Origin of the sequence: Mycobacterium sp. E2733 (assembly GCF_001667585.1) — a bacterium.
Taxonomy (GTDB): domain Bacteria; phylum Actinomycetota; class Actinomycetes; order Mycobacteriales; family Mycobacteriaceae; genus Mycobacterium.
Map to the genome: position 1 here is coordinate 19,807 of NZ_LZJZ01000130.1, position 16,129 is coordinate 35,935.

15 protein-coding genes and 1 pseudogene are annotated in these 16,129 nt (G+C 68.8%); 13 read left to right on the forward strand and 3 right to left on the reverse strand.

Translation table 11 applies throughout. From position 1 onward, the window contains the following. The first annotated feature begins 2 nt into the window (after positions 1-2). On the forward strand, positions 3-668 hold the full coding sequence (locus tag A5678_RS23240) for a GNAT family N-acetyltransferase (RefSeq protein ID WP_068047498.1): 666 nt from the start codon (positions 3-5) through the stop codon (positions 666-668). 42 nt (positions 669-710) lie between these two features. On the opposite strand, the gene A5678_RS23245 is transcribed toward A5678_RS23240, so the two are convergent. Further along, positions 711-1,616, reverse strand: coding sequence for a class I SAM-dependent methyltransferase (locus A5678_RS23245; RefSeq protein WP_068047501.1), 906 nt, complete (start codon positions 1,614-1,616; stop codon positions 711-713). A gap of 242 nt (positions 1,617-1,858) precedes the next feature. On the opposite strand from A5678_RS23245, the gene secY reads away from it, so the two are divergent. From secY to A5678_RS23285, 8 genes are all read left to right on the forward strand, one after another. Further along, entirely contained in the window at positions 1,859-3,184 is a 1,326-nt protein-coding gene (secY, locus tag A5678_RS23250) for a preprotein translocase subunit SecY (RefSeq protein WP_068047504.1), read from the forward strand. Continuing rightward, positions 3,181-3,726, forward strand: coding sequence for an adenylate kinase (locus A5678_RS23255; RefSeq protein WP_068047508.1), 546 nt, complete (start codon positions 3,181-3,183; stop codon positions 3,724-3,726). The genes secY and A5678_RS23255 overlap by 4 nt, the downstream gene beginning before the upstream one ends. Before the next feature lie 2 nt (positions 3,727-3,728). Next, complete coding sequence (gene map, locus A5678_RS23260; protein ID WP_068047511.1) at positions 3,729-4,529, forward strand: type I methionyl aminopeptidase; 801 nt, start codon at positions 3,729-3,731, stop codon at positions 4,527-4,529. Between the two features lie 107 nt (positions 4,530-4,636). Next, entirely contained in the window at positions 4,637-5,182 is a 546-nt protein-coding gene (locus A5678_RS23265; RefSeq protein WP_082945702.1) for a sigma-70 family RNA polymerase sigma factor, read from the forward strand. A 41-nt stretch (positions 5,183-5,223) separates the two neighbouring features. After that, on the forward strand, positions 5,224-5,952 hold the full coding sequence (locus tag A5678_RS23270; protein WP_156747056.1) for an anti-sigma factor: 729 nt from the start codon (positions 5,224-5,226) through the stop codon (positions 5,950-5,952). 15 nt (positions 5,953-5,967) lie between these two features. Beyond that, positions 5,968-7,179, forward strand: a complete 1,212-nt coding sequence (locus A5678_RS23275; protein ID WP_068047519.1) for an NAD(P)/FAD-dependent oxidoreductase — start codon at positions 5,968-5,970, stop codon at positions 7,177-7,179. 23 nt (positions 7,180-7,202) lie between these two features. Further along, a complete protein-coding gene (locus A5678_RS23280) occupies positions 7,203-7,778 on the forward strand; it encodes a DUF4389 domain-containing protein (RefSeq protein ID WP_068047742.1) in 576 nt (191 codons plus the stop codon). Then, positions 7,765-8,391 carry a class I SAM-dependent methyltransferase gene (locus A5678_RS23285; protein ID WP_068047522.1) on the forward strand — a complete coding sequence of 209 codons (627 nt, stop codon included), beginning with the start codon at positions 7,765-7,767 and terminating at the stop codon, positions 8,389-8,391. The genes A5678_RS23280 and A5678_RS23285 overlap by 14 nt, the downstream gene beginning before the upstream one ends. Here the strand turns inward: A5678_RS23285 and A5678_RS23290 are convergent. Next, positions 8,378-10,777 carry an FtsX-like permease family protein gene (locus A5678_RS23290; protein ID WP_231983745.1) on the reverse strand — a complete coding sequence of 800 codons (2,400 nt, stop codon included), beginning with the start codon at positions 10,775-10,777 and terminating at the stop codon, positions 8,378-8,380. The genes A5678_RS23285 and A5678_RS23290 overlap by 14 nt on opposite strands. An 89-nt stretch (positions 10,778-10,866) precedes the next feature. Then, positions 10,867-11,562, reverse strand: coding sequence for an ABC transporter ATP-binding protein (locus A5678_RS23295; protein ID WP_068047528.1), 696 nt, complete (start codon positions 11,560-11,562; stop codon positions 10,867-10,869). A 111-nt stretch (positions 11,563-11,673) separates the two neighbouring features. On the opposite strand from A5678_RS23295, the gene A5678_RS23300 reads away from it, so the two are divergent. The 4 genes and pseudogenes from A5678_RS23300 to A5678_RS23315 all read left to right on the forward strand — a co-directional run. Continuing rightward, a complete protein-coding gene (locus A5678_RS23300; protein ID WP_068047531.1) occupies positions 11,674-13,419 on the forward strand; it encodes a thiamine pyrophosphate-binding protein in 1,746 nt (581 codons plus the stop codon). Further along, positions 13,400-14,047, forward strand: a complete 648-nt coding sequence (locus tag A5678_RS23305) for a hypothetical protein (RefSeq protein WP_068047534.1) — start codon at positions 13,400-13,402, stop codon at positions 14,045-14,047. Before A5678_RS23300 ends, A5678_RS23305 begins: the two co-directional genes overlap by 20 nt. 4 nt (positions 14,048-14,051) lie before the next feature. Continuing rightward, positions 14,052-15,071: a 3-oxoacyl-ACP synthase III family protein gene (locus A5678_RS23310; RefSeq protein ID WP_068047537.1), complete on the forward strand. Its 1,020-nt coding sequence runs from the start codon at positions 14,052-14,054 to the stop codon at positions 15,069-15,071. Continuing rightward, a pseudogene (locus tag A5678_RS23315) lies at positions 15,071-16,121 on the forward strand (histidinol-phosphate transaminase); the annotation flags it as partial. The gene A5678_RS23310 and the pseudogene A5678_RS23315, both read left to right, overlap by 1 nt. Positions 16,122-16,129 lie beyond the last annotated feature (8 nt).

Here is a 16,129-nt window from a genome sequence, read left to right on the forward strand (position 1 = left end):
CAATGACCGACCACGATCGCAAAGCCGCCCGTCGCGAGATCGCCGATGCCCTGCTGAAAGCTCTTGAACGGCGGCATGAAATCGCCGACGTCGTGGTGGAGTCCGAGAACAAGGCGGCCGCGGTCGAGGCGATCGTCCGCCTGCTCGACACCTCCCACGTGGCCGCCGAAGCGGTGATGGGGATGTCGTTCGATCGGCTCACCATCGACTCGCGCCGCAAGATCCTGGCCGAACTCGAGGACCTGAACAAGCAGCTCAGCTTCACCCTCGGCGAGCGGCCGGCCAGCTCGGGGGAGACCCTGGAGCTGCGGCCCTTCTCCGCCGAAAAAGACCGCGACATCTTCGCCGCCCGCACCGAGGACATGGGCGCCGCCGGCGACGGATCCGGCGTGCCGGCCGGCAACCTCGACGACGAGATCAGCGCGGCGCTGGGCCGCCTCGACGACGAGGAGGCCGCCTGGTTCGTGGCCGTCGATTCCGGCGAGAAGGTCGGGATGGTGTTCGGCGAGCTGCTCGGTGGCGAGGTCAACGTGCGCATCTGGATCCACCCCGAGCACCGCAAGAAGGGCTACGGCACGGCCGCGCTGCGCAAGTCGCGCACCGAGATGGCGTGGTGCTTCCCCGCCGTGCCGATGGTGGTGCGCGCGCCGTCCGCCCGGCCCGCCTGAGCCACGGCAAAGCCGTTGGCGGCCTCGGGCTTTTGCCGGCGCCTAGGTCAGCGTCGCGGTGGCGGTGACGATGTTGCGCAGCTGGGACTTCTCGTTGTCCGGGAAGACGAGGCCGTAGTCGGCGAAGTACTCGCGTCGCTCCCGGGTGCTCACCCGCCAACCGCAGCCGGTCAGGTAGTCCACGACGTTGCTGCGCTCCCCGTCGAAGAACAGCCCCGACAGGTCGATGTCGCATCCCAGGTTTGCCCACCGCTCGTTGAGCTGCTGCGCGCGTTCGCTCATCGTCCGGCCCGAGTCGCCGTGGAATTCGGTGGCCAGCTTGCTTCCGGGCGCGCTGAGCTCGGTGATGTTGTCGAAGAGCCGGTCCTGAGCTTCGGGTGGCAGGTACATGAGCAGCCCCTCGGCGCTCCACGACGTCGGTTGCGTCGGGTCGAAACCGCTGCGCCGCAACGCTTCCGGCCAATCGTCGCGCAGATCGACGCTGACGGTCCGCCGGTCCGCGGTCGGGGCGGCGCCCAGCTCCGCCATGGCGGCGGTCTTGAACTCGACGACCTTGGGTTGGTCCACCTCGTAGACCACGCTCGCGGGCGGCCAGCCCAGCCGGTATGCGCGGGCGTCGAGGCCGGCGGCCAGGATCACCGACTGGCGGATCCCGTCCCGGGCGGCGTTCAGAAAGAAGTCGTCGAAGAAGCGCGTGCGCACCGCGATCGAATCCGTTTCCAGCTGCAGGTCCCGTTCGCCGTCCTCTACGTCCCCCGGAGCCAGTTCACCGTCGACCAGTTGGCGGAAGAATTCCAGGCCGACAGCCCGCACCAGCGGCGCCGCGAACGGGTCGTCGATGATCGGGTCGGCGGCCTCGGTGGCCAGCGCGCGGGCCGCGGCGACCATCGTGGCCGTGGCACCGACGCTGGAGGCCAGGTCCCAGCTGTCTTGGTCAGTGCGTGTCATGCTGCTCCCATTTACTTAGCAAATGCAACGAACCAAGAGCACTCTACGCTCGACGGCTTACGGCTTGCTGTGCTTTTTACGGGTCTCAAATGGGCTGAGGTTGACGGCCCTGGACGGACTTGCCCAGATCAGCTGTTAGTCTCGTACACGGTTTGACGCGCCGTAGATAGGTCGGCCGTACGTCCTGGCCTGCGGGTGTTGGGCGCGTAATACAGGACACCCCCGGCTGCGCAGGAGGAAGAGTGCTTTCGGCTTTCATCTCATCGCTGCGGACAGTCGACCTGAGACGGAAGATCCTCTTCACGCTGGGAATCGTCGTTCTCTATCGGCTGGGCGCTGCCTTGCCGTCCCCTGGCGTCAATTTCCCGAACGTCCAGCAATGCATCAAGGAGGCCAGCGGCGGCGCGGCCGGGCAGATCTATTCACTGATCAACCTGTTCTCCGGCGGTGCGCTGCTGAAGCTCACGGTGTTCGCGGTCGGGGTGATGCCCTACATCACCGCCAGCATCATCGTGCAGCTGCTCACGGTGGTCATCCCGCGGTTCGAGGAACTGCGCAAGGAGGGCCAGTCCGGCCAGGCCAAGATGACGCAGTACACCCGCTACCTGGCGATCGCGCTGGCGATCCTGCAGGCGACCAGCATCGTGGCGCTGGCGGCCAACGGCGGGTTGCTACAGGGCTGCTCGCTGGACATCATCGCCGATCAGAGCATCTTCACCCTGGTCGTCATCGTGATGGTGATGACGGCCGGCGCGGCCCTGGTGATGTGGATGGGCGAGCTGATCACCGAGCGGGGCATCGGAAACGGCATGTCGTTGCTGATCTTCGTCGGTATCGCGGCGCGCATCCCGTCCGAGGGCAAGACGATCCTGGACAGCCGCGGCGGGATGATTTTCGCCGCCGTCTGTGTGGCCGCCCTGGTGATCATCGTCGGCGTGGTCTTCGTCGAGCAGGGCCAGCGCCGCATCCCCGTGCAATACGCCAAGCGCATGGTGGGCCGGCGCATGTACGGCGGAACCTCGACGTACCTGCCGCTCAAGGTCAACCAGGCCGGCGTCATCCCGGTCATCTTCGCGTCGTCGCTCATCTACATTCCGCACCTGATCACCCAGCTGATCCGCAGCGGCAGCGGGGGAGTGGGCAACAGCTGGTGGGACAAGTTCGTCGGCAGCTACCTGTCCGATCCCAGCGATCCCATCTACATCGGCATCTACTTCGGGCTGATCATCTTCTTCACGTACTTCTATGTGTCCATCACATTCAACCCCGACGAACGTGCCGACGAGATGAAGAAGTTCGGCGGGTTCATCCCCGGCATCCGGCCGGGCAAGCCCACCGCCGACTACCTGCGTTATGTGCTGAGCCGGATTACCCTGCCGGGCTCGATCTACCTCGGCGCCATCTCGGTGCTGCCCAACTTGTTCCTGCAAATCGGCAATGGCGGGGCGGTTCAGAATTTGCCGTTCGGCGGCACCGCGGTTTTGATCATGATTGGCGTCGGTTTGGATACGGTCAAACAGATCGAGAGCCAGCTGATGCAGCGCAACTATGAAGGGTTCCTGAAGTGAGAGTCGTTTTGCTGGGCCCGCCGGGGGCGGGCAAGGGGACGCAGGCCCAGAAGCTCTCCGACAAGCTCGGGATCCCGCACATCTCCACCGGTGAGCTGTTCCGCAGCAACATCGAGAACGGAACCAAACTCGGCCTGGAGGCCAAGCGCTACCTGGACGCCGGCGACCTGGTGCCCGCGGAGCTGACCAACCAGCTCGTCGACGACCGGCTCAGCGATTCCGACGCGGCCGGCGGCTTCGTCCTCGACGGGTATCCGCGGTCGACGCAGCAGGCCAAGGCGCTGCACGAAATGCTCGAACGCCGCGGCACCGACATCGACGCGGTGCTGGAGTTCCGCGTCTCGGAGGACGAGCTGCTGCAACGGCTCAAAGCGCGCGGCCGCGCCGACGACACCGACGACATCATCCTGAACCGGATGAAGGTGTACCGCGACGAGACCGCGCCGCTGCTCGAGTACTACCGCGACGAGCTCAAGACGGTCGACGCCATCGGCACCATGGACGAAGTGTTCGCCCGCGCCCTGCAAGCGCTGGGCAAATAGGCATGAGCGCGCTGGCGCGGCTGCGGAGTCGTAAAGTCGTGCCGCAGCGCAGCGCCGACGAGCTCGACGCGATGGCGGCGGCAGGGGCGGTGGTCGCGGCCGCGCTGCAGGCTGTGCGGGCGGCCGCGGTGCCCGGGGTTTCGACGCTGGGCCTCGACCACATCGCCGAGTCCGTGATCCGGGAGGCGGGCGCGATACCGTCGTTCCTCGGCTATCACGGTTACCCCGCGTCGATCTGCGCGTCGGTCAACGAGCGGGTGGTGCATGGGATTCCGTCGGCCGCAGAGATCCTGGCGCCCGGCGACCTGGTGTCCATCGACTGCGGCGCGATCCTGGACGGCTGGCACGGTGACGCCGCGATCACATTCGGCGTCGGCGCCCTCGACGCGGCCGACCAGGCGCTCTGCGACGCCACCCGGGAATCGCTGGAGGCCGGGATCGCGGCGATGGTCCCCGGCAACCGGCTGACCGACGTCTCGCACGCCATCGAAACCGGCACGCGCGCGGCCGCGGACCGGCACGGGCGCGCGTTCGGGATCGTGGAGGGTTACGGCGGCCACGGCATCGGGCGGCACATGCACATGGACCCGTTCCTGCCCAACGAGGGGTCGCCCGGACGCGGCCCGCTGCTGGCCCCCGGCTCGGTGCTCGCGATCGAACCGATGCTCACCCTCGGCTCGGGCAAGACGGTGGTGCTCGACGACGCGTGGACCGTCACCACCTCCGACGGCTCCCGTGCGGCACACTGGGAGCACACCGTCGCGGTCACTGATGCCGGGCCGCGCATCCTGACTCTGGCTTAGCCGGCTGAACTAGCCGCGATCGCAAGCGCGGCGAAGCCGGGCGCTGCGGGTCGTGGCTGTTGAACCACGCACCCGCTCGACTCGTTTCTGTAGTCGGAGGTGATCGAGTGGCTCGTGTGGCAGGCGGTTGGAGGGCGTCGGGGGTCGCCGAAGCCGCTCTGATGAAGGCGCTCTACGACGAGCACGCCGCGGTCTTGTGGCGTTACGCGCTCCGGCTGACGGGGGATGCCGCCCAGTCCGAGGACGTCGTGCAGGAGACGTTGCTGCGGGCCTGGCAGCATCCCGAGGTCGTCGGGGACACCGAGCGCTCGGCGCGGGCCTGGCTTTTCACCGTCGCCCGCAACATGATCATCGACGACCGTCGCAGCGCGCGGTTCCGCAACGTCGTCGGTTCGACCGACGAGGCCGGCGCGCCCGAACGGTCGACCCCGGACGAGGTCAACGCGGCCCTGGACAAGCTGCTGATCGCCGACGCGATGGCGCAGCTGTCCGCCGAGCACCGGGCCGTGATCGACCGGTCGTACTACCGCGGATGGACCACCGCGCAGATTGCTGCAGACCTCGGGATCGCAGAAGGAACGGTGAAGTCGCGATTACACTACGCCGTGCGGGCGTTGCGACTCACTCTGCAGGAACTTGGAGTTACCCGCTGAGGGGCTCCGAATGCTTGAAGGGTGCTGGGGAGATGGATGAGATGAAGACGCCGTTACGGGGCATCGGCCCGCCGGACGACCCGTACGTGACGTGGGATGCCGCATACGTGTTGGGTTCGTTGTCGGCCGCGGAGCGGCGCGAGTTCGAGGCGCACCTGGCGCACTGCCCGGCGTGCCGGGGGGCCGTCGCCGACCTGAGCGGTGTGCCGGCCCTGCTTTCGCAGCTCGGCCCGGACGAGGTGGCGGCGATCAACGACTCAAGTCCGGCCGCCGCATTGTCGGCGACACCGGAGATGTCGCCGGAGCTGTTGGCGTCGTTGCTGGGCAAGGTGAGCTGGCGCCGGCGGCGCACGCGGATAGTGACCTGGGTGGCCTCGTCCGCCGCGGCGGTGGTGCTGGCGATCGGCGTGTTCGTCGGGGTGCAGGGGTATTCCTCGTCCCCGTCGCAGCAGGTGACCGCGTCCTCGGCGCCCATGGCGCAGGTGGGCACCACCCTGCTGGCGTCGACGGTGGAGCTGTCCAGCCAGCACTGGGGAACCTCCATCAACCTGCGGTGCGTGTGTCTGGCCCCGCTCAACGCGCACCACGACACGCTGGCGATGGTCGTGGTGGGTCGCGACGGCAGCCAGACCCGGCTGGCGACCTGGGTGGCCGAACCCGGCCACACCGCGACGCCCGCGGGCAGCATCTCGACGCCGGTCGACCAGATCGCCGCGGTGCAGGTGGTGGCCGCCGATAGCGGCCAGGTTCTGTTGCAGCGTTCGCTCTAGGGGTCGGGAGCGCAGGTGTCTGGCCGCGGGCGTCCACTGAGGGCGCTGGTGGTGGGCGCCGGTGTCGGGGGCATCGCCGTTGCCCGGGGATTGCTGCGCGACGGGCACGACGTCACCGTCTTCGAGCGTCGACCGGATGTGCGGGCTCCCGGCGGCGCGGTGACGATCTGGTCCAACGGTGACACGGTGCTTCGGCAGCTGGGCGTCGACATGGACCGGGCCGGTCAGCTGCTGTCCACCGTGCGGGCCGTGACTGCCACCGGGCATCCGCTTGCGACGCTCGATGTGTCCGCGATGGCGGATCGGCTGGGCGCGCCCGTCCGGATGGTTCCGCGCCGGGTCCTGCTGGAACGGTTGCTGGACGGCTTTCCGGCCGACCGCATTCGATGCGACTCCCGCGCCATCGCGCTGGCCGCCACGCGCGACGCCGTGCGCGTCGGGTTCGACGACGGCAGCTCGGCCGAGGGAGACCTGTTGATCGGCGCCGACGGCCTGCACTCGATGGTGCGGGACAGCGTCGGCGGGCCGGAGGCGAAACCCACCGGCTGGTGCAGTTGGCAGGGGCTCATCACGCTCGCGGAGATGCCGGACAAAAACACCGCGCTCATGGTCATCGGCGAGCGCGGAAACCTTGGCCTGTGGCCGGCCGGGGGCTCCGAGGTGCAGTGGTGGTTCGACCTGCCGTGGTCGTACGGCTTCGTGCGGCCGCAACGTCCGATCGAGACGATCCGGTCCCACTTCACCGGCTGGTCCGAAGCCGTCGACCGGGTGCTGGCTACCCTGACCGACGACGATCTGGCGCACTCGCCTTATCCGCATTTCCGGCATCCGATACCCCCGGCGGGCCGGGGCCGGGTCACGTTGCTCGGCGACGCCGCCCACACGATGCCACCCACCCTGGCGCAGGGGACCAACCAGGCGCTGCTGGACACCATGGTGCTGTGCAAGGCGTTGTCGGGTCTGCAGGGCGGCGCCCCCAACGGCGACGTGCCGAGCGCGCTGCGCTGGTATGAGAAGACCCGCCGGCGCAAGGTGAGGGCCGTGTCCCGGGTGGCGTCGCTGCCGGTGTCGCACGGTGAGTTGGTGTTGCGGCCGGCCGGCCTGATCCCCGACCGGCTGCAGGCCGGCGCACTGACGATGTTTCTGCGCTGGACGAGTCACCCGCGGATGTCCGCGGAGATCAGCCGAGAACTGGGGGCAGTGACGACCAGCCGATCCAGCGCATGAGCAGTCCGGGCGAATCCATCAGGGTGCGAGGGGAATTCGATACACCCTCACGCTGGCTCTGGCTGGTGAAGTGGTGCGTGCTGGCGTTCCCGCACTACCCCATCTTGATCGGCCTGTATCTGATATACCCGCTGTCGACCGTCGTGGCCGGCGTCGCCATCCTGTTCACCGGGCGGTATCCGCGGCCCATCTTCGACTTCAACGTCGGCGTGCTGCGCTGGTCGTGGCGGGTGATGAACTTCAGGTTCCCGATGAACAGCACGGACAGGTATCCGCCCTTCACCCTCGCGTCGCGGCCCGACTACCCGGGCGATCTGCAGGTCGACTACCCGGAGCGGCTGAGGAACTGGGCCGTGCTGGTGAAGTGGCTGCTGGCCATCCCGCAGGTGCTGCTCTGCTGGTCGATGGAGCCGCTGCTGCAGGTGCTGTGCGTGATGGCGGCGGTGTCGTTGTTGTGCACGGGGACCATCCCGGTGGGCATGTTCGATCTTCTGCTGGGCATCGTTCGGTGGCGCTATCGGGTGGCCGTGTACGTGTCCCTGATGCGCGACGAATACCCGCCGTTCCGAATGGATCTGGGTGCCAATGACGCGCCGTAATCCGTTGTTCCCGTATGTGTACAGGTTCGGCCAGCCGGTCTTCGACCGACTCTTTTATCACCGCTATCGCCGTGAGGCGCTCAGCAACGCGACCGGCCGGCTGCTGATGCTCGGTCTGGGGCCGGGCACCGACTTGAGGTTCCTGCCCGCCGCGGTGACGACGGTCGCCGCCGTGGAGCCGGACGCGCCGTTCCGGCGGATGGCGTCCCGGCTTGCCCGTCGCCACGGCATCGCCGTCGACATCGTCGCGGGAACCGGTGAATCGATTCCCTTCCCGGACAACGCTTTCGACTCGGTGCACATCGGGCTGGTGTTGTGCTCGGTCGACGACGTGGCCGCCACGCTGGGCGAGATCCGGCGCGTGCTCGCGCCCGGAGGCAGGCTGGTGGTCCTCGAGCATGTGCGCGGGGACGGCGCGACCGGCCGGTTGCAGGACATGGTCGCCAAGCCGTGGTCGTGGCTGGCGGCCGGCTGCGAGCCGAACCGGAGAACCCTGGATTCCATAGCGGCGGCCGGATTCGACATCACGGGGCTGCGCACCGTCCCGCGCACGCCGGTGCCCTTCCCGTGTAAACCGCATTTGCAGGGGTTCGCGGTCCTCACTCCACGCTGACGGCCTCGATGATGTTCAGCCGCGCCGCCCGCTGCGCGGGTGGCAGCGAGCCGAGCAGGCAGATCGCCAGTGCCCCTGCGGTGAACACCAGGGGCGTCGGGCTCAGGCGGAAGCCGACCTGGAAATTCATGATGTCCCCGCTGATGAGGCTGAACAGCCACTGGTCGATCAACCCGAAAAGCAGCCCCAAAATGCCGCCGACAAAACCGATTCCGGCGGCCTCGGCCAGGACCGTCCGCAGGGTGAACCGCCGGCTGGACCCCATGGCCCGCAGCACACCGATTTCGCGGCGCCGTTCCAGCACCGACAGCGTCAGCGTGTTGAGCAGCGCGACGGCGGCCACGGCCACGACGATGATCCACACGGCGTTGGCGATGAACATGCTCTGATGCAACGGGGCTTCCAGCCCCGCCAGCGCCGTGCGGCCGTCGTACACGTGGTTCGGGGCGGGCACCACGCGGCGGACCTCCGTCAACAGGCGCCGCGCGTCCACCCCCGGGGCGGCGGTGATTTGCAGGAGTGTCGCCTCCGGGCGATCGAACCACGCCCGCATGTGCCCGAGATCGATTCCGACCGTTCCGATCACGGTCGAGAAGAAGGGCACCAGGGCAAGCACCGCCGTCTGGCGCGGGCCGTGCGGCGTCTGCAGCTGTAGCCGGTCGCCGGCGCGGACGTGCAGAGTGGTGCCCAAATTCTGCGTGAGCACCACGCCGCGGCCGGCCAGAACGTCGGCGCGCACCCGTTCGTCGAGCGCGCGGAACAGCGAATCGTGTGTTCCGTCGGAGAAGCCGTCGAGCAGGACGCGCGTGCCGCCGACGACGGCGAACCCGAACGCGCCCTCGGTCACCCGCGCCACTCCCGGCACCGCGGCCACCTTTTCGGAAAGGCCTTGCGGCAGAGCGTCGGTGGGGTAGCTGTCGGGAGGATTCGCGCTCACCCACACGCCGACGTCGGCGACGGGAGCGAACATGGCGCGGGCCGAGCGGATCATGTCGGCGTTGGTGCCGGTGATCACCACGGTGGTGACCACCCCGATGAGCACGGTCATCACGGTGGCCCACACTCGTCGCGGCGCGCGTTCGATGGTGGCCGCCGCGAGTGCGCCGAACGGTCCGAAGACGCGGGCCACCGCGGCCGTGGCCTTGACGATGGGTGCGGCGAGCGCGAAGCCGAGCGCGATCTCGGCGCTCAGCAATGCGGCCATCGCGACGAAAGCGAAGGTGCCGTGCTGGCCGAGGACCACCCAGACCGACACCGCGAACACCGCGACGGCGCCCACCCCGGCGGCGACCCGCAGCCAGCGGGGCACGACGTCCGCCGCGGACGCGCCGACCGGCGCCAGCGCCTCGATCGGCGCGACCTTGTACACTTGCCGCGCGGCCATCGCCGAGGCGGCCACGCTGGTGAGCGCCGTGGCCGCGAGCGCCAGCGGGATGGCGTAGCCGGGCAGCCAGTACTGGACGCGGGCCTCGAGCCCCTGGGTCATCGCCGGGGGTAGGCGGCCAATTGCCGTGCGACCGGCCAGGATTCCGATGCCGGAGCCGATGGCCCCGCCGAGTAGCCCGAGGATCGCCGCCTCACCCAGCATGTCGCCGACGATGGTGACGCGCCGGCCGCCGATCGCGCGCAGCATGGAGATGACCGGCCGGCGCCGGGTGATCGCCATGCTCATCGTGGTGTAGATCAGAAACGCGCCGACCACCAACGCGACCGCGGCACCCAGCAGGGCCATGTAGTTCATCAGCTTGACGCCGTCACCGGCCCGCGCCGCCCGCAGGCTCGGGGCGGCGACGATGGCGCGGTCGTGCACCGCGGCGGTGATCGCGGCGCGGACGGCGCCCGCGTCGACGCCCGGCTTGGTGGTGATCAGGATCGAGTCGAGCTGCCCGGGGCGTCCGGTGACGCTCTGCGCCAACGCAAGTGGGGCAAGGACGTAGTGCCCGCCGTTGAGGTCGGCGAACTGCTTTTCCGCGAGCACCTCGCTGACCGTGACCGAGCCCGAGCCCAGTTGCAGCGTCTGTCCTTTCGCACATCCCACCCGCGGCCCGACCTGGACGCCGTTGGGCGTCGAGGACAGCGCCTGCACCGGCCGTGCGACCGCGTCCTTCAGGGCACCGCCCAGTGCGGCGGTGTTCGCGTCCGCACCGAACAGCAGCACCGGTCCCGTCGCCGTGGACGCGGAGGTCCGGATCATCGGCGCCGCGGTGGCGACGCCGGGAACGGCGGCGACGTCGGCCAGTACCGTGTCGGGGAATCCGGCGTCGGTGATGCCCGACACCTCCAGCGCGGCCGCGCCGGCGATCCCGTCGGCCAGTCGGTTGACCGATCCGGTGATCGAGCCGAAAATGCCGAAGATCGCGACCAAATACGTTGCGGAAACGGCCATTACGGCGATCGACGCGAGCGTGCGCCGGCGGTGCACGGCGAGCTCACGCAGGCTGAACACGCGCAGTCGGCTCGCCGCCGCCGTGATTCTCACGCAGGGACCGCCGGTACGTCCGAACCGACCCGGCCGTCCTGCAGCGTGATCACCCGATCGGTCGCCGCGGCGGCGTCCGCATTGTGGGTCACCATCACCACGAGCCGACCGCGCCCGTCTTCGTGCGCCACCTCGGCGAGCAGCTTCAAGATCGAGGCGCCGGTCGCGGAGTCGAGGTTGCCGGTGGGCTCGTCGGCGAGGATGAGCGGCGGGTCCATCATCAACGCGCGCGCCACCGCCACCCGCTGCATCTGGCCGCCGGACAGCTCCGCCGGCCGGTGCTCGGTCCGGTTGCCGAGCCCGACGCGGTCCAGCAACCGAATCGCGTCCGGTTTGACCCTGCCCAGCCGGACGCCGTCGAGCAGTTTGGGCACCGCCACGTTCTCCCAGGCCGAGAGCGTCGGCAACAGGTTGAAGAACTGAAAGATGAAACCGACCCGGTGATGACGGAACTCCGACTGCTGCTCGTCGCCCAGGCGGCCGATCTCCTCGCCATCGAACGTGATCGAGCCGGAATCCGGGGAGTCCAGCGCACCGAGCAGGTGAAGCAGCGTGCTCTTACCCGCGCCGGAGGGTCCGACCACCGACACGAACTGGCCGCCCGCGAGGCGCAGGCTGATCCCGTCGACCGCCCGGACCGTTTGACCGCCGACCCGATACTCGCGCACCACGTTGCGCAGTTCGATGGTCATCTAGACACCACGAGGGCCGCCGGCGCGCGGTTCACTCGCGGGTGAACCCACCAAGTGCCGGGCTCGTGTCATCGGGTGAATGCACGGCGGACGTCAGGAGAGCGTCAGAACATGTTCGGCAAGTACCGGGTGGTCGATCACATCGTCGGACACCTCGCCTCGCTCGGGGTGGATCATGTTTTCGGTGTCGACGGCGCCAACATCGAGGATCTGTACGACGCCGCGCACTTCCGGCCCGAGCTCACTGCGGTGCTGGCCAAACACGAGTTCTCGGCGGCCACCATGGCCGACGGGTACAGCCGCAGCGGCGCGGGGCTCGGTGTGGTGGCGGCGACGTCGGGTGGCGGAGCGCTGAACCTGGTCGCCGGCCTCGGCGAGTCGTTCGCGAGCCGGGTTCCGGTGCTGGCCTTGGTCGGCCAGCCCGCGACCACGATGGACGGCAGGGGCAGCTTCCAGGACACCAGCGGCCGCAACGGATCACTGGATGCCCGGGCGCTGTTCTCGGTGGTGTCGGTGTTCTGCGAGCGCCTGCTCGCGCCCGCGGACATCGTGTCGGCGCTGCCCAGGGCGATCAGTGCTGCGCGCACCGGTGGCCCGGCGGTGTTGTTGCTGCCCAAGGACATTCAGCAGGCGTTCATCGCCGTCGATGAGACTGCCGAGCATGTCAACGGTTTCAGCGCGTCGATCGGCGACCCGCATCCCATCGCCCGGGAACTCCGCCAGGCGACCGGTCAGGTCACGATCATCGCCGGCGAGCAGGTGGCCCGCGACGACGCCCGGGCCGAACTCGAGGACCTGCGCGCGCTGCTGCGTGCGCGGGTGGCTACCGTCCCGGACGCCAAAGACGTCGCCGGCACACCGGGTTTCGGCTCGTCGTCGGCCCTCGGCGTGACCGGCGTGATGGGCCATCCGAGCGTGGCCGAAACGCTGGCCGCCAGCGCCGTGTGTCTCATCGTCGGCACCCGGCTGACGGTAACCGCGCGCGGCGGCCTGGACGACGCGCTGGCGGCGGTGCGAACGGTATCGATCGGATCGGCGCGCCCCTATCTGCGCTGCACTCACGTGCACACCGACGACCTGCGCGCTTCGCTGCGCCTGCTGACCCAGGCGCTGCGCGGTCGTGGACGCCCGAGCGGCGTGCGCGTGCCGGATCTGGTGCGGCGCACCGAGCTGACGCCGAAGGACTGCGCCGGGCCGGGCGTGCGGTACCGCGACGCCATGGCGGTGCTGGACCGTGCCCTGCCCGACGGGGCCGACATCGTGGTCGACGCCGGCAACACGGGCGCGGCCGCGATCCACTACCTGCCGGCGCGGCGCGGCGGCAGGTTCGTTGCCGCCCTCGGCATGGGCGGCATGGGTTACAGCTTCGGGGCCGGGATCGGGATGGCGTTCGGCCGTGCGAACGGCGGCCGGCCCCGCGGCCGCACCGTCGTGATCGCCGGGGACGGCGCCTTTTTCATGCACGGGCTGGAAGTGCACACCGCGGTGCAATACCGGCTTCCCGTGACATTCGTGTTGTTCAACAACAACGCCCACGCGATGTGCGTGACCCGTGAGCAGCTGTTCTACGAGAACCGCTACAGCTACAACCGCTTCCGGCCCAGCGCGCTGGGAACCGGTCTGGCGGCGATGTTTCCCGGGCTGACATCGGTCGACGTCAGCGACCCCGCCCAACTTGCCGCGGCGCTTCGGACAGCGCTCGACATCGAGGGCCCGGCGGTGGTCAGCGTCGAATGCGACGCCGACGAGATCCCGCCGTTTGCTCCATTTCTCACCGCGCTGTCAGGAAACGCGGTTGTCACAGAACAGGTTCCGACCGCGAAGGAGAACCGGACCGATGTCGCTGCCAGCGCTTGAGGACATCCCCACCCCCATCGACGGGGTGGTCCGCATCGAAACCAGCCCGCGGGAGAAGGCGACCCCGATCATCATGGAGATGATGCGGTCGGTCTACCCGCACGATCAGGTTTTCGGGGAGTACTGCACGGTAAACGATTACGTTGCGTGCCCGCCCGATGAGTTGTACGAGTACCTGGCCGACACGCGCAGCCTCGAGGAGTGGACCTACAGCCTGCGCGGTTTCACGCCCACCGACGAACCGGGGCTGTGGCTGGCCTACGACCGGCTCGGCTCGGAGACGAAGATCTATACGCGGACGATTGCCAACGCTGCGGCGCGGACGGTCGACTACCACTGCGCGTGGGACCAGGGCAAGCACCTGTGGATGATCTATCTGATGCGCGTCGTCGACGCGCAGCTCGTGCTCGACAAGCCGGGATCGGTTGTGCTGTGGACCAATTGTCATCATCCGTTCTATGACAACAACCCGTATCCGGAGACCGCACCGGCGCAGCGGCCGGTGTGGGTGGGCGACTTCTGGGACATGTTCGGTGCCGGGCATGCGCTGGAGCTGCAGAACCTCAAGGCGATCGCCGAATACCGGCACCGCAACGGCCTGCCGGCGACTCCGAAATGGATGAGGTAGCAACATGAGCCAACCGAACGTCAGCCTGATCGACGTCTCCACCTATCTGCCCGGTGAGCCGATCGGCGCCGACTACTACGCGCAGTTCGCCGAGTCCGACGACCTGCGCGAGAACGTGATGTTCCGCGCCCCGAAGTTTCGCCACCACGTCGGGCCGGACGAGAGTTCCATCGACATGATCGAACGGGCGGCGCAGGGCATGATCGAGCGGCACGGCCACGACGTGGTCGAGGGCGCCGATGTGCTGATCACCCACACGCAGGTGCCGGACATGGCCTTCTACGGGCAAGGCGGCGGCATCGCGCACCGGCTGGGCATGCGGCCGTCCTGGGTGCTCGACCTCAACAACGGCGGCTGCGCGGCTTTTGTGTTGGCGCTCAACGTGGCTCGTAAACTGCTGGCCTCCGGCGACGGGCATACCGCGCTGATCGCCATCGCACAGAACGCGGCCGGCCAGTTCTTCGATCAGCCGACCATCCGCCGCAAGGCGCAGTCCGCGGTGCCCGGGGATGGCGCGGCGGTGGGTCTGGTCACGCTGGGCGACCAGTCGCCCATTCTCGACGTCGAGTGCCGCACCTACGGTGCATACGCCGGCGAAATGACGCTGTCGTACGACCCTCCCCGCAAGTGGTGGCAGGCCGGGGCCGGTGAGGGCAGCATCGGCTTCACCGAAAGCAAGATCACCAAGGTGCTGGCCCGCGGCAACCGGCAGGTTCCCGAGGTGGCGCTGGCGGTGTGCGATCGAATAGGACTGCCCGCCAAGGACATCGACCTGCTGGTCACCAACCAGCCGAACCGGGTGTTCCTGCGCAACTGGCGCGAGGCGCTCGAGTTGCCGCCCGAACGTCATCGAGACACCTTTGACGAGTGCGGCAACCTGTTCGGGGCAGGGATCCCGATCAACCTGGACCGCGCCATCTCCGACGGCCAGGTCGAGACCGGTGACGTCGTCATGATGGCCGCCTTCGCACATGCCGGCGACTTCGCCGGTGCGGCGGCGGTGCGCTGGGGCGGGCGAGGCTGATGCAACCCGTCCCGAGCCGGGTGTCCGGCGACGGCCGCGACGCGCTGCCCGAGGCGGTGGATCCGCTTGCGTTGTCGCTCAACGAGAATCCGTTCCCTCCGCTGTCGGCGGTGCGGTCGGCGCTGATCCGGTCGGTCCACGCCGTCAACCGTTACCCGGAGTTCCTGCCCGAGCGGTTGCGCGGCGTGATCGCCGACCATATCGGGGTGCCGGCCGACCGGGTCGTGCCGGGCGCCGGCGCGACGGGCGTCGTGCTGCTGGCCCTGCAGGCGCTGACCGCTCCGGGCGACACGATGGCGATGGCGACACCGACCTTCGACGGATACCCGATCCTCGCGCGGATGGCGCGGCTGAAGACGCGGACGGTTCCCCTGGACGAGCGCGGTCACCACGACCTCGACGGGTTGGCCCGCGCCGCCGCAGATTCCCGGGTCGTCGTCCTGTGTCGGCCGCACAATCCCACCGGGACGCTCGAGTCCGCGGCCGCGGTTTCGGCGTTCCTGCGCCGCGTGCCGCGTGACACCGTCGTCCTGCTCGACGAGGCGTACATCGAGTTCACCGCACCCGAGCACCGCATCGCCGTGTCGGCGTTGGTCTCCCGCTTCCCCAATGTGGTGGTGGTGCGGACCTTCTCCAAGGCGTACGGCCTGGCGGGGCTGCGGATCGGTTACGGGGTGGCATCGAAGGAGCTGGCCTCAAGGCTGTGGTCCCATCAGCTGCCGTTCGGCGCCCCGATCACCAGTCTGGTCGCGGTCGCCGCGTCCTACGGCGCGGAAGGCCAACTGCTGCAGCGGGTCCGGGTGATCAACGCCGAGCGCTGCTATCTCCGCATGCGGCTGAGCGCGCTGGGGATCTACACGACGGACGCGCACGCGAACTTCATGTACCTGCCCTCGAGGGGTGGGCCGTGGCATGAGGTTTTCACCGGCGGCGGCCCGCGGGTGCGGTGCTACCCGGACGGCGGTGCGCGGATCACCGTTGGCAATCGTGCCTCGACACTGGCGGTGCTGTCGGCGCTGGGGAAAGGCCACGCTCGCGCGCCAAGTGCGGTATGAAGG

Excerpts from the sequence above, each read along its gene's own strand:
- A5678_RS23290 (WP_231983745.1), bottom strand. The coding sequence starts at position 10,777 with ATGGCCGTTTCCGCAACGTATTTGGTCGCGATCTTCGGCATTTTCGGC.
- A5678_RS23295 (WP_068047528.1), bottom strand. The coding sequence starts at position 11,562 with ATGACCATCGAACTGCGCAACGTGGTGCGCGAGTATCGGGTCGGCGGT.
- A5678_RS23270 (WP_156747056.1), top strand. The coding sequence starts at position 5,224 with ATGAAGACGCCGTTACGGGGCATCGGCCCGCCGGACGACCCGTACGTG.
- A5678_RS23245 (WP_068047501.1), bottom strand. The coding sequence starts at position 1,616 with ATGACACGCACTGACCAAGACAGCTGGGACCTGGCCTCCAGCGTCGGT.
- A5678_RS23310 (WP_068047537.1), top strand. The coding sequence starts at position 14,052 with ATGAGCCAACCGAACGTCAGCCTGATCGACGTCTCCACCTATCTGCCC.
- A5678_RS23305 (WP_068047534.1), top strand. The coding sequence starts at position 13,400 with ATGTCGCTGCCAGCGCTTGAGGACATCCCCACCCCCATCGACGGGGTG.
- A5678_RS23240 (WP_068047498.1), top strand. The coding sequence starts at position 3 with ATGACCGACCACGATCGCAAAGCCGCCCGTCGCGAGATCGCCGATGCC.
- A5678_RS23300 (WP_068047531.1), top strand. The coding sequence starts at position 11,674 with ATGTTCGGCAAGTACCGGGTGGTCGATCACATCGTCGGACACCTCGCC.
- map (WP_068047511.1), top strand. The coding sequence starts at position 3,729 with ATGAGCGCGCTGGCGCGGCTGCGGAGTCGTAAAGTCGTGCCGCAGCGC.
- A5678_RS23285 (WP_068047522.1), top strand. The coding sequence starts at position 7,765 with ATGACGCGCCGTAATCCGTTGTTCCCGTATGTGTACAGGTTCGGCCAG.